Origin of the sequence: Caballeronia temeraria (genome assembly GCF_001544795.2) — a bacterium.
Classification (GTDB): domain Bacteria; phylum Pseudomonadota; class Gammaproteobacteria; order Burkholderiales; family Burkholderiaceae; genus Caballeronia; species Caballeronia temeraria.
Map to the genome: position 1 here is coordinate 173692 of NZ_FCOI02000006.1, position 12310 is coordinate 186001.

A 12310-nucleotide genomic window follows, 5' to 3' on the forward strand; every position below is an offset into this window, starting at 1 on the left:
CGCCTCCTTCCCCGTATACGGCGGTTGTCAACGTAGTTGTCGCGTCACTTCAAGCAACCTGCTTTAGTTCTCCTGGCTGCATGCGCTCCGGATTGAGCCAGACTTCATCCTTCAATTCCCAATTGCGCGTCGATCGGGACCAACGCCGTGGATTGCGCTGCCTGGCCTCTGCGTAAACGGCTTCACGTTGCGCGAGCACTGTGGCGGCTACGCCGTTGTGGCGCTGCGCCGGCGTGACGAATTTCAGGCCGCTGTGTTTGTGCTCATGGTTGTACCAACGCACGAACTGCTGCGTCCAGGCCCGCGCTTCATCAATGCTGCCGAACGGCCTGCGCGGGTAGTCGGGCCGGTACTTGCAGGTGCGGAACAACGATTCCGCGAACGGGTTGTCGTTACTCACACGCGGCCGGCTGAACGAGGCCATGACCCCCAGGTTCTCCAGGGTGGCGAGCATCGTCGCGCCCTTCATCGGGCTGCCGTTATCGGAGTGCAGCACCAGCCGACGTCCTGCCAGGCCCTCCGCCAGACTGGCGCGTCGCATCAGCAATGCAGCCAGTTCCGCCGACTCCGCATCATGCACTTCGTGACCGACTATCTTGCGGCTGAACACGTCCAGCATCATGTACCAGTAGTAATACTGTCCCTTAACCGCCGCCGGCATCCAGGTGATGTCCCACGACCAGACCTGATTCGGACCGGTAGCACAATGACTGGTCACGACCCGGGCTGAGGGCTTGCGCGCACGACCCCGGTGGTGCTGCTGCGAGGCGCTACGCAGCACACGGTAAAAGCTCGACTCCGACGCGAGGTACACGCCACGATCCGCCAGCCTTGGCACGATCTGGCTGGGCGGCAGGCTGGCGAATTCCGCACTATTGGCGACCTCAAGAATCTGTTGTCGTTCGGCCTCACTCAGTTTGTGGGGAGGCTGCGGCCGCACGGTCGTGGTGCGGCCATCCGCGCACACCGCGTCGCCGTCACGCACCCAGCGCTGGAATGTGCGCACGCTCACGCCCAGCTCGTTACAGGCCTTCTCCAGGCGGCAGCCCGCCTCTGTTGCCTCGCGAATCAACGATATACATAGCAGGCGATCCGAATTAGTAAGGACTTTCCCGATCTCGTGGCATAGCGATATGCCAGGATGATTGGTACTGGGCAACCCATCTGAGGAGAGGAATGTCATGGACAAGATGACTCGCATCGGCGTGGATCTGGCGAAGAACGTCATCCAGGTACACGGCGTGGACAGCATGGAACACGTGGTGGTCAGGAAAGCCCTCTCACGGCAGAAGTTTCTCGAATGGTTTGCCAACCTCGCGCCGTGCCTGGTCGCAATGGAAGCGTGCAGCGCAGCTCACTACTGGGCGCGCAAGCTGCGCGCGCTCGGCCACGAGGTTCGCCTGATCGCGCCGCAGTTCGCCGCGCCCTACCGCAAGGGCGGCAAGCATGTGAAGAACGACAGGCTGGATGCCGAGGCCATCTGCGAGGCCGCCGGTCGGCCGCATATGCGCTTTGTGCCCATCAAAACGGCAGACCAGCAAAACGTGCTGCTGGTGCACCGGATGCGGGACGGTTTCGTTGAGGAGCGTACCGCGCTCGTCAACCGGCTGCGCGGTGAGCTGGTCGAATTCGGCGTGTTCCTGCCGCAAGGCATCGACGCATTTCGTGCCCACTTCGTCGACGCACTGGAGGACGGGGCTACTGAACTGAACGGTGTCGCGCGCACTGCGCTGCTGCGAGGCTGGGACCATCTGCAGGCCCTCGACCAGCAAATCACCCGGTGCGACGCGCAGGTCGCCACGCACGTAAAGCACGACAGCGACGCGCAGCGCGTCATGGCGGTCATCGGCATCGGGCCGCTCACCGCATCGGCCGCGGTGGCGACCGTCGGCGACGCTCACCTGTTCAAGAATGGCCGCCAATTTGCTGCCTGGATCGGCACGGTACCCAAACAGAAGAGCAGCGGCGGCAAGACCCGGCTGGGCCGCATCACGAAACAGGGCAACACGTATCTGCGCACGCTGCTGTTCCAGGGCGCGCGCTCGGCCGTAACGAGCGCCCATCGACGAACCGACCGGCTGTCGCGCTGGATCGTTCAGCTCCAGGCACGCGTGGGCTGGTATCGAACGCTGGTGGCCGTCGCCAACAAGCACGCGCGCATCCTGTGGGCGATTCTCGCCAAGGGCGAGCGGTTCGATCCGTCGTATGTGCCGACCCGCCCGCCCCCTGCTGGTCGCGAGGCCGCAACCGCATGATCGAATTGAGGCAGCATAGCGCCCCGCAACCCCAAAGTCGGAAACTCTGCATGCAAGGACTCAACAGGCATGGATAGCGACAGGTCAGACCGGCAGCAGGCGAACTCGACAACGTCCCAGGCGCTACACATCGTGTATTCGCCGTGATCCGGATGGAGTCCTGCTGCGCGGTTACTATCCGGGCCCGGGCACAGCAACCATCGTGTCCAACAAGGCCGCTTATAGGTGCGCAGTCTGTCTCGCCGCTCAATGCTGAATGTGTCCCCCAGATCACATGGGAGGTCAATCGAATGAATGAATGAACCCCGAGCTTGAAAAAAAGGAAAGTCCTTATAGGGACGTTGATCAATCGTCCTCTTTGTCTCCCCAGATCGCCTGGGCTTTTTTTCTCAGAATCAGCAACGCAGCCGCTTCCGCCAGCGCCTTCTCCTTGCGCTGCAATTCCTTCTCGAGCTGCTGGATGCGCTTCTTGTCGTCTTTCGACTGATGGCGCTGCTCGCGCGCCTGCTCGGCAGCATTCGCGTTGGCCGTCTGGCAAGCGGCTCGCCACGCCGCTATCTGTTCGGGATAAAGACCTTTGCGGCGGCAATACTCGGCCAGCTCCGCTGCATTGAGCGGCGCGGTTTCCAGCACTACCGCAAACTTGTGTTCCGAAGACCATCCTTCGGGATTCTTCCCATCGCCCGGCACTGCGACTCCTTGTCCTTTGGCCTGTCGGCGCCACGTGTACAACGTCTGTTCTGTAATCCCCGTTTCTCTGGCCAGCGCCGAAACCAGCGCATTCTCTGGCGGCATCATGCGGCGCACCAGCGCTTCTTTTCTTTCTGCTGAGTAGGGCTTCATTCATTCCGATTTTACCGCCCCCGGACCATGTCTATAAGAATCAGATAACACGACAACTATTCTGACGCCGGGGGGGAGCCCTCAACAACAAACCTTCAAGCTATCGGATTTTCAACCTGTCTGAAGCCATCCCCTTATACGGAAGTGTCGTAGCCGTCGCGCAAGATCTGGATGGTGATCACGGCATCCATGACCCGCTGCATACCGATCCACAGCGTCTTCGCGCCCGGTTCACCGTCGCTCTTACGCCCGAGGAATCCGCCTAGTGATGCGATCATCCGTATCATCTGGTTGAGCGTTGGAGTCTTTTTCGGGCGTGGCTTTTTTGAAAGTACATGAGCGCCATGTATCTCGTCAGCCGCAAAGAAGAGTGACGCTTCCAACTCCGGACACGTCCTGCCCAGACGCATGAGCCGTGCAATACGCCACGATACGACCATGTACAGCGCGAGTGCCTTCTCGACCCGCTCCATCTGCGAGAGTTGCAGCGCCTCAACCCGGCAGGCGTTCTTCAGGACATTGAAGTACATTTCGATCTCCCACCTCGCGCGGTACCAGTCAACGAGTTCGATGAGCGCATCCGCATCAGCGGCTTCGCGGTTGGTCACAAGACGCCAGATGACGGGCTTTACGCCCGCTGGCGCATCCACCTCGCACGCCTCGACGCAGGTGAGCGTGACACCGGCCCGCCCGGGCAGCGTGATGCGCTGGCTACGCAGTTCCTGCTTCACTTCACGCGCCTTTTGGCCACTGCGCCCGGGCAACACGAAGCCGATATGGCCGAGCACGTTACTCGCGTGCACCTTGTCCCACAGCTTTTCTTCGTCCTTCAGGGCACGATTGTGCTGGGAGCGGATCAGCCAGTCAGCCGGATTACCCAGTTCCTGCGCACGCTGCATGAGCGCGGCGATATCGCCTTCGCGGTCGGCCACGTACACCAGCCGTGTGTCAGGCAGGGCCTGTGCCTGTTCGGCCACGATCTCATAACTTTCAATCCACCGTGTACTTTCCCTGACACCACCACGCCTGCCGTTTGCATCGCGTGGCTCGCGCGCCCACATCCAGGAATTGATGACACCCAGTGGCTCCCGATCCGGTGTCACCGCATAGGTCGCGTGAAGGTACATGCCCACCTGCGCTTCATAACTGAGCGGGCCAGCCCCCTCGATATCCTGGCCGTTAAAGTTCAGCTCTGTCGTATCGGCAACGCACAGCACCACCGGCAACTGCCCCATGCGCGCAGTGGTGCGATCCCAATGCGGCTGCACCATGTCGCGCCAGTCGATGCGCTCATTACCCAGAAAGCGATAGGCAGCCATCGTCTCGGCCCAGCCTTCGCACGCGCCCGGGATACTGGCCGTCGGCCGGCTGGCAAACCGTTTGACCAGCTCCTTCGCGCGCCGGTCTCGCCGCGGATCACCCAGATCCAGCGTTTCGAATTCCTCGTCCACCCATGCCCCCGCGTCGTCCTGGATCTTCATGCCGAAAATCCGAGAGTAAGCGCGAAATCCGCATTGTTAACAACCCCCCTCTGACTGCTTTGCTATTCCTCTCCTAACGTCAACTTGTGTATAACCATATGGTCTGAAGCACCCTAGCGCCTGAGCCGATGCAATAGACAGCATCCCAGTTACATGTGGTGCTACCGCAGCGCGCAGGACTGCGCTGAGCCCGTGGTGTTGTTCGAGTATCAGCCGGGACGCGGCCAGGAGCATCCGCAGAAGTTTCTGGGCGACTACAGCGGCATGCTGATGAGCGACGGCTACAGTGCCTGGCGCACGCTTAAAAAGGCAGCGCACTTCGGATGCATGGCGCAGTATCCTGAGTTTCGTTTTATGTCGAGCGGCGGCTGGCCGCGGGCCTACACCCGTGCTTGAAGGGCTGGACAGCTCGGCATATTATCTATCCGGACGCTATTCCTGTAAGGGCTGCGAACGTGCAGATCCCGCTACGAACGCAATCGAATGTCGAGAGCTACATCGCGAAGCACGAATGGCTCGCGGTGCGTTTGGAACGTTGTCCGTTACACCCCTCTGGTGGTTGCTCATTCGCCCGTCACGGCACCTATGCGCGCGCGACGCCATCGGGGATACGCATTGCCAGGTGGTACTGCCCGGAAGGACACCGAACTTTCAGCCTATTGCCGGATTTTCTCGCGGCAAGGCTGCCTGGGCTGCTTGCCACAATCGATGCTGTCGTCGCAAGGGTGCCGCGTATGCGTAGCATGGAAGCCGCTGCCGATGTGCTGCGGCAGGACGACGTGAGCCTACCTGCGGCTATGCGTTGGTTGCGCCGCCGGTTGCGTGGAGTTCAAGCGGCGCTGCATGCAGTAGCTTCACTGCAACCACCACCGCCTTCCGGCACGCCAGCAGAACCCGGCGCGCGATGTACGCTTCTGGAGTTAAGGCGTACGCTCTCTTATCAGACACTGAGCGAACTGCCGGCGCCACTGGGCTTTCTACGACTGCAGCGAGGCGTATCTGCTCATTGTGCGCTTGACCAACAAGACATGGGGCCTGGCGGTCGGCATCAACCGATTTATGATGCGACCGTCATCTGCGAGCAACCAGTATGCAGCTTGAACCACACGTTTCAGATCGACCCGGACCGTGTCCGACGACGGCCGAGATCATTGATGCGTGGCGTCACGACCGCTCCGTAAAGGACGCCAGCGCTAGCGTGTATCTCCGATGGATCGGACACTTCAGGGCGTATTGTGAACAGCACGGCCTGGATGAGCAGGCCCAGCTGACCCTTGATGGTGCGCGTCGATTTGCCAATTGGTATTGCCACCGGCATGCTTTAGACCCCGATGCAACAATGAACGCCAGGACTGCGGTTCATGAACTGAATCGTGTCTATTGTGTGCTCGGAAGGGAAGTGCCGCCCTGGCGGGTTGCTCCGGTAACCAGATCCCCCTCGACGGCGGTGCTGCGTGCATACAGGAATTACCTCGTGGCCCATCGAGGCAGCCCGCCAACTACTGTGCACAAGAAGCTGACTCACATAGGTTATTTTCACGAGCACCTTCGCAAGAACGGTCACACGTGGCGCTCCATGAGCCTGGCTGATATCGATTCGTTTCTCATTGACTGTAGTCAACGATACGCCCGAACCACGACAGCCGATATTGCCAGTAGTATTCGGTCTTTTTCGCGCTTTCTGTTTTCCAGCGGCCGCAGCCGACACAACTTGGCCGATTCAGTGATTGCCCCGGTTCAGCTAAAGTACTATCGTCCACGTCGGGCATTGGCGTGGGAGGACGTGCAGCGGCTACTCCATGCCGTGAACCGGTCAAATCCATGTGGCCTTCGCGACTACGCGATGCTGCTGATGATGAGCACCTATGGCTTCGGCGCAGGAGAAGTGATCGGGCTGAAACTGGACGATATCAACTGGGATGCTGCGACATTGCGCGTGATTCGGCCGAAGACCAAGGTCGCCTTTACATTACCGCTGTTACCTGCCGTCGCGAGGGCAGTGGCTCGCTATCTTCGCGACGGAAGACCACCGCATGTAACGACCCGGTATCTGTTTCTTCAGTCCAAGTTGCCATTCGGCTGTTTAACTGGGGCAGCAATCAGATACATGGTCGTCAGGCACGCCACCGCGGCCGGCGTGGCAGCGCCCTTCCTGGGTAGCCACGTGCTGCGTCACTCGAACGCTTCCCGTCAGATCGACCTTGGTGCGAACCCGCAAGTAATCTCGGATATTCTTGGCCATCGTGATCCTGACTCCATTTCTGCGTACGTGCGCATTGCAACGGAGACGTTGCGCGATGTTTCACTGCCGGTGCCAACATGAGAACGATTGTGACAGCGGAAGGTATCGCGCGTGATGTCGCGGACTTTCTCAGATTCCGACGTGCCATGGGCGTGCAATATTTCCGCGGTGAATTTGTACTCGACGGCTTCGTGCGATTCATGGCCAATCAATGGGGCGAACAGCCTGTGGCACTTGATGAGGCCGTCCGGCGATGGGCGTCACGTGTCGCCGGACGCAAGGCGGTCACAGTAAGCCAGGAGTTCGGGGTGGTTCGTCAGTTGTGCCTCTACAGGCGCCGCAACCATCCTTCCGGATATGTTCCCGAGCATGCGCTCGCGCCAGTCAAGGAATCGCCGTTTCTTCCATACATCTTCTCGCAGAAGGAGGTACATAAGCTTCTGCATGCGGCGAGCGAACATCATGGTCGCTGGATCTGGGCAGCAATGTTTCGGGCATTGATACTGGTGCTTTACTGCACTGGCCTGCGGCTGGGAGAAGCAGTGCGATTGCATATGGAAGACGTGGATTTTCGCCGCAACACATTTTTTATATCGCACAGCAAGGGAAGATCACGCAAGGTCGCGTTCCGCTCGGACCTCGCCGGTGAGTTGCATCAATATCTCGAAGCACGTCGCCAGCTCATTCGGACTCGCTGCGTCGAAGATCCACAAGCACTGTTCATTCGACTCGACTGCACTCCGCTCACGGTAAAGTCAGCCTCAGATGCGATTCGGCACCTGCTTCGTCAACTGGAGATCAAACCACCCACAGGCAGGGTCGGCCCGAGACCGTATGAGTTCCGTCACGCGTTCGCGGTTCACCGTCTCATGGCATGGGCCTCTGCCCGAGTTGATATTCATGCAAAGCTACCGTCACTGTCTGCCTATCTCGGTCATCAGGACTTGCTCGGTACAGAGATCTACCTTAAGGCGACGCCACAACTGCTGGCTCTGGCCAGCAGACGGCTCCACAACCACCTGCGCCATGCAGATGCCCCGGAATGAAGTCCGCGTCATCCACAGCCTTGTTCATTCGGGTCGAATCGTTCTTCACTGAGTACCTGCAACGCATGCGCGGTGCCAGTTTCCATACGGTGCGCGCTTATCGCGATGCCTTGAAGCTCTTCTTTGAATTCGTCGCCGCGAACAAGAGGTGCAGCGTTTCGGGTCTTGATCTCGGCGACATGAAGGCCGAATCTGTTGCCAGATTCCTCCTTCATCTCGAGACGGATCGGTCAAACTCGGTGGCAACGCGCAACTGCCGCCGCACCGCGATTCGAAGCTTCTTCAAACATCTGTTGCGTACAGATATCGCTCACTCGCAACAATATGCCGAAGCGCTCGCCATTCCGGCAAAGAAGGCGCGGCATCGGCCGGCAACCTATCTTGAAGCCAATGAAGTCCGCTCGATTCTCGCAAAGCCCGACACGAAGACGGTCGGTGGTTGGCGCGACTACACGTTACTGCTGTTTCTCTACAATACCGGTGCCCGTGTTAGCGAAGCTGCGGGCCTTTGCTGGGGTGACTTGCAACTTGCTTCTCCGCGGCAGGTGAGACTGCATGGTAAAGGTCGAAAGGATCGGCTGCTGCCACTGTGGCGCGAAACTGCCGATGCGCTTCGCCGGCTTGGAACGATCAATCGGACTGACACTCAGCGTGAGTCGCACGTTTTTCTAAATCGAAATGGAGAAGCATTGAGCCGTGACGGGATTGCCTATATTCTGCACAAGCACGTACAAGCTGCAACCGAGGAACTACCGGCGCTCGCTCACAAGCGGGTTACACCGCACGTCATGAGGCACAGTTTTGCTGTCGGATTGCTGCAATCGGGTAACTCTGTGCCCGTGATTCGGGACTATCTCGGTCATGCAAGCGTTGCGACAACCGGACGCTATATCGAGACAAACCTTCAAATGAAGCGCGATGCCCTGGAAATGTTTTGGCGGCATGCGGGAATTGAGCCCGCAAGCGCGAAGTCATGGAAACCGAAACCAGACCTGCTCACGTTTCTGAATTCGCTGTAAGCCAAGGAATTTATGTGGCCATGCAGGGATGTGCGCGCTTACTCGTACAAGGCCAAACGCGCAGTTCTCGACATAAAACGAGACTCAGGATACTGGGCCAGGCACCCGGTTTCGGTCACGCCGTTCTGGAAGCTAGCCTTATAGCCTCCATAGTCGTCACACGTCAGCTTGCCGCGCCACTCGCCCAGAAATGCGCGTGCATGTTCGCCAGCGCGGCTCTGGGCGAAGTCGTAGATCACCGCCTTCAGATCGGAGAACTGCGTAGTACTGTACGCCCACAGATAGGCTCGATGGGTCTTGCCCTTTCCCGGCGCAAGCATCTGTACCGGCGTCTCGTCGGCATGCAGTACCGCCTGCTGCAACACTTCTTCGCGAAGTGCATCGACCAGGGGCTGCAGGCGCACGCCACACGCGCCAACCCAGGCGCCGAGCGTCGATTGCGCGATCGCCAGACCCGCCCGCGCAAAGATGCGCTCCTGTCGATACAACGGCAGGTGATCGCTGTACTTGGCGACCAGCACCTGAGCCAGCAGGCCGGTGGTCGGAATGCCCTTGTCGATCACATGAGGCGGCACCGCAGCCTGCACCAGCGTCTCGCATGTTTTGCACGCCCATTTTCCCCGGATATGCCGCTCTACCGTGAACACGCCGGGCGTGTAATCCAGCTTCTCGCTGATGTCCTCGCCGACACGAACGCGTTCGCAGCCGCACGTACAGATCGAGCTGTCCGGCTCGTGATGAAAGTCGATACGTGGCAATTCGGGAGGAAGCGGCGCCCGCTTTGGCTGTTGACGTGGCGTCCCAGTTTGCTTGCCGGACTTCAGCCCCTGCAGCTCGAGCCCGATTGCCGCCAGATCCGCGTCGAGCGCTTCCTCGAGCAGGCTCAGTCCGCGTGAGCGTTCTTGGTCCCCGGTTTGGATAATGTCAATGCACGGGAAAAGTCCCAGCCGTCCTGGACCATCGCGGGGAGCTTGCACCCGCGGAAAACGTGGCAACGATGCGAGGCATTGCCGCCTGGCGGGCCGCCCCCTCCTCAGCAAACCTCGGTTGCTGAACTGCGCCGCCTCTTTCGTCATTATTAGCAAGGCATCGGCCCGTCAATCCCGCGGCACTTCGACCGGTAGCGAACGCTTATGTTGAGTTGCCGCGTAGAAACGGCGAATTGTGGTCACGACCTCCTCGCTTACCTCCTTTCCTTCCAGAAAGTCGTCGATATTCTCGTAGCTGATGCCATAACTATCTTCGTCCGGCCGCTGTGGAGTGAGCGACTCGAGATCCGCTGTTGGCACTTTCACCACGAGACGGTCTTCCGCACCCAACGACTGCGCGAGGCCCCGCACGCGACGTTTCGTAAGTCCCGAAAGCGGCAAAACGTCAGCCCCACCGTCGCCAAACTTGGTAAAGAAGCCCATCAATGACTCGGCGGCGTGATCCGTGCCGATCACAAGACCCCGCCTCGCTCCCGCGATTGCGTACTGTGCAATCATGCGCTGACGGGCCTTGATGTTCCCAAGTACGAAGTCTTCTTCGAAGTCGTCGGCGTATTGAGCTCCTCCCTCCTTGAGCGCCAATAACATGTCGTCCGACGGTTGTTGTATGTTGACGGTCAACGTCTCATCGGGTTGAATGAACTGCAGGGCAAGTTGTGCGTCTTGTCGTCTCGCTGCCGACCATACGGCAGACGGACAGCAACGAATTGCGCTTCGTATCCGCGCGCACGGAGTCGCTCAACGCTTAACTGCGCGAGACGTCCTGCAGTAGAAGAGTCCGCGCCACCGCTGATTCCGAGCACGTACGTCCTCAACCCTTGGGAACGGAGATAATCAGATAAGAAGCCGATTCGTTCCTCGCGTTCCGCATCGGGATCGAAACGCTGGCGAACGCCAAGCTCTCGTATCACTTTCGCTTGCCACTGCCGGTATTCGACGTCGTCCTGGTCCATATCGACCCCCTCTATCCATTAAGAATGCGTTGCTTTCTCAAAGTAGTGCGGTATGCATGAAAGAGCATATCGCGGCGGCGCTGCGGATCTCGTTACGCTCACCCTCGAATTTCTGCGTTTCGCTGAACGTGATCATGTCGTCGCGCTGCTTTAACGACCAGGCGAAGCACTGCGTCCCTGCGGGAGGGCCGTCATCGGCAGAGCCGTCAGCGACGCCTGTATTCGAGACAGTCAAATCTGCACAACATGCTTCTTGTGCGAGTGCTCCTTCCGACATCTCGCGCAACACTTCCTCGCTTGTTAGGCTAAAGCGCTTCATTGTTTCTTCCTTCACGCCGAGGAAACCGGCCTTGCCGCTCGGAGAGTACGTCACGAAGCCAACGTCGAGACAACTTCCACTTCCCTTCACGGATGAGATCAGAGAGGCAATATAACCAGCAGTGCAAGACTCCGCGGTTGCGAGCTTCAACCCGCGTGAGGTAAGAAATGCGACCACATCCTCAGGAATGTCCGTCTCGCCTCCGCGATCCGACAGGTTGCCGTTGTATACCCGCAGCAAAGATCAGACCGGAGCGCACGTGTGCCTCTCGTTCTCGACAGCTAAGCTACTCAGCCGGTGCGGGACAGCGCAAAACTGGTAGCATAGGATGGCGAGTCGTCGCTAGGAACCGGAAATGAGAATCTTCGCTCGTTTAAGATCCGAGTCCAACGGACCTGTCTGGGGCGTCTGTTTTGGCGCAATCTTGACGGTGGCCGGCGCGGGTTTGTGGTGGTGTGCGACGGATGAGATGGACGGCGAGTTTGACGAGTCGGTCGCCTTGGTGGCCATGCTGATCGGCGCGTCGCTCGCCGCCATCGCTGGCAGAGAGATCCTTCACAGCGCAGATAGTTGAACTCCCGAAACGTTGCCGACATTGCAGTTCTTCGCGGTGACTTCATCTCAAGCGTTCCAGCAAGCCGGCTTTTTCGGCCCCACCCACGGAAAGGATTGATGACGAAGGTACTGTTTGTTGATGACGATCGCAACACGGCTGACGCGTTATCGGACATCGCTGCAGCACTGGGACACCGTCCCTCCGTTGCCTATACTGGCGCGTGTGCATTGCAAGTTGCTTCGTCGGCCCGGTTTGACCTCGTCTTTCTTGATTTATCGCTGCCGGATGCTGACGGGCGAACCGTTTGCAGGCAGATGCGCGATTTGAAAGTTGCAAAGATTTATGCACTTACTGGCTACACCGAAACGAAGGCTGCCGACGATCTAGAAATTTTCGACGGATGCTTCGTTAAGCCGTTATGCATTGACCGCCTGCAAGCTCTTCTCGCCGCACACTGGTAGCGTCATCAAGCGGTTTGACACTGCGCGTTTAAGCGCCTGCGACCGTTTGCAGCGCGAGAGCCGGCCGAAAAGAGCCGGTCGGTGAAAGAGCCGATTACTGGTCGAACCATGGCCGCAATCGCAAGTGGCAAGGGTGCAGGAGCGGT

The 12310-nt window shown here is 59.1% G+C and carries 8 protein-coding genes and 5 pseudogenes; 7 read left to right on the forward strand and 6 right to left on the reverse strand.

All coding sequences use genetic code 11. The features are described from left to right. Positions 1-49: 49 nt before the first annotated feature. Complete coding sequence (locus AWB76_RS40845) at positions 50-1252, reverse strand: IS3 family transposase (RefSeq protein WP_374729924.1); 1203 nt, start codon at positions 1250-1252, stop codon at positions 50-52. On the opposite strand from AWB76_RS40845, the gene AWB76_RS11775 reads away from it, so the two are divergent. Continuing rightward, entirely contained in the window at positions 1182-2255 is a 1074-nt protein-coding gene (locus AWB76_RS11775; RefSeq protein WP_061160316.1) for an IS110 family RNA-guided transposase, read from the forward strand. The two genes, AWB76_RS40845 and AWB76_RS11775, sit on opposite strands and share 71 nt — an antisense overlap. Positions 2256-2583: 328 nt before the next feature. On the opposite strand, the pseudogene AWB76_RS11780 reads toward AWB76_RS11775, so the two are convergent. Both AWB76_RS11780 and AWB76_RS11785 read right to left on the reverse strand, forming a co-directional pair. Further along, positions 2584-3098 (reverse strand): annotated as a pseudogene (locus AWB76_RS11780) (transposase); the annotation flags it as partial. A gap of 134 nt (positions 3099-3232) precedes the next feature. Then, positions 3233-4579, reverse strand: coding sequence for an IS4 family transposase (locus tag AWB76_RS11785; RefSeq protein ID WP_061160317.1), 1347 nt, complete (start codon positions 4577-4579; stop codon positions 3233-3235). A 147-nt stretch (positions 4580-4726) separates the two neighbouring features. Here AWB76_RS11785 and AWB76_RS11790 point away from each other — a divergent pair. The 4 genes and pseudogenes from AWB76_RS11790 to AWB76_RS11805 form a co-directional block, all read left to right on the forward strand. Beyond that, positions 4727-4912 (forward strand): annotated as a pseudogene (locus tag AWB76_RS11790) (IS66 family transposase); the annotation flags it as partial. Positions 4913-5918: 1006 nt separating this feature from the next. Continuing rightward, positions 5919-6902, forward strand: coding sequence for a site-specific integrase (locus AWB76_RS11795; RefSeq protein WP_244173321.1), 984 nt, complete (start codon positions 5919-5921; stop codon positions 6900-6902). After that, the gene (locus tag AWB76_RS11800; RefSeq protein WP_061160320.1) at positions 6899-7867 is read left to right on the forward strand and encodes a tyrosine-type recombinase/integrase; all 969 of its coding nucleotides are present in this window, start codon (positions 6899-6901) and stop codon (positions 7865-7867) included. The genes AWB76_RS11795 and AWB76_RS11800 overlap by 4 nt, the downstream gene beginning before the upstream one ends. Next, the gene (locus AWB76_RS11805; RefSeq protein ID WP_061160321.1) at positions 7864-8886 is read left to right on the forward strand and encodes a site-specific integrase; all 1023 of its coding nucleotides are present in this window, start codon (positions 7864-7866) and stop codon (positions 8884-8886) included. The genes AWB76_RS11800 and AWB76_RS11805 overlap by 4 nt, the downstream gene beginning before the upstream one ends. A gap of 95 nt (positions 8887-8981) precedes the next feature. On the opposite strand, the pseudogene tnpC reads toward AWB76_RS11805, so the two are convergent. From tnpC to AWB76_RS11820, 3 pseudogenes are all read right to left on the reverse strand, one after another. Then, a pseudogene (tnpC, locus tag AWB76_RS11810) lies at positions 8982-9770 on the reverse strand (IS66 family transposase); the annotation flags it as partial. 213 nt (positions 9771-9983) lie between these two features. Then, positions 9984-10828: pseudogene (gene nadE / locus AWB76_RS11815) on the reverse strand (NAD(+) synthase). Between the two features lie 18 nt (positions 10829-10846). After that, positions 10847-11363, reverse strand: a pseudogene (locus tag AWB76_RS11820) (CinA family protein). Between the two features lie 139 nt (positions 11364-11502). Here AWB76_RS11820 and AWB76_RS11825 point away from each other — a divergent pair. Further along, on the forward strand, positions 11503-11721 hold the full coding sequence (locus tag AWB76_RS11825) for a hypothetical protein (protein WP_061160322.1): 219 nt from the start codon (positions 11503-11505) through the stop codon (positions 11719-11721). Between the two features lie 98 nt (positions 11722-11819). Continuing rightward, positions 11820-12164: a response regulator gene (locus AWB76_RS11830; RefSeq protein WP_061160323.1), complete on the forward strand. Its 345-nt coding sequence runs from the start codon at positions 11820-11822 to the stop codon at positions 12162-12164. Positions 12165-12310 lie beyond the last annotated feature (146 nt).

What these genes read in the sequence shown, in the direction of transcription:
- AWB76_RS11775 (WP_061160316.1), top strand. Translation starts at nt 1,182, where the DNA reads ATGGACAAGATGACTCGCATCGGCGTGGATCTGGCGAAGAACGTCATC.
- AWB76_RS40845 (WP_374729924.1), bottom strand. Translation starts at nt 1,252, where the DNA reads ATGCTGTCCACGCCGTGTACCTGGATGACGTTCTTCGCCAGATCCACG.
- AWB76_RS11785 (WP_061160317.1), bottom strand. Translation starts at nt 4,579, where the DNA reads ATGAAGATCCAGGACGACGCGGGGGCATGGGTGGACGAGGAATTCGAA.
- AWB76_RS11795 (WP_244173321.1), top strand. Translation starts at nt 5,919, where the DNA reads ATGAACGCCAGGACTGCGGTTCATGAACTGAATCGTGTCTATTGTGTG.
- AWB76_RS11800 (WP_061160320.1), top strand. Translation starts at nt 6,899, where the DNA reads ATGAGAACGATTGTGACAGCGGAAGGTATCGCGCGTGATGTCGCGGAC.
- AWB76_RS11805 (WP_061160321.1), top strand. Translation starts at nt 7,864, where the DNA reads ATGAAGTCCGCGTCATCCACAGCCTTGTTCATTCGGGTCGAATCGTTC.
- AWB76_RS11825 (WP_061160322.1), top strand. Translation starts at nt 11,503, where the DNA reads ATGAGAATCTTCGCTCGTTTAAGATCCGAGTCCAACGGACCTGTCTGG.
- AWB76_RS11830 (WP_061160323.1), top strand. Translation starts at nt 11,820, where the DNA reads ATGACGAAGGTACTGTTTGTTGATGACGATCGCAACACGGCTGACGCG.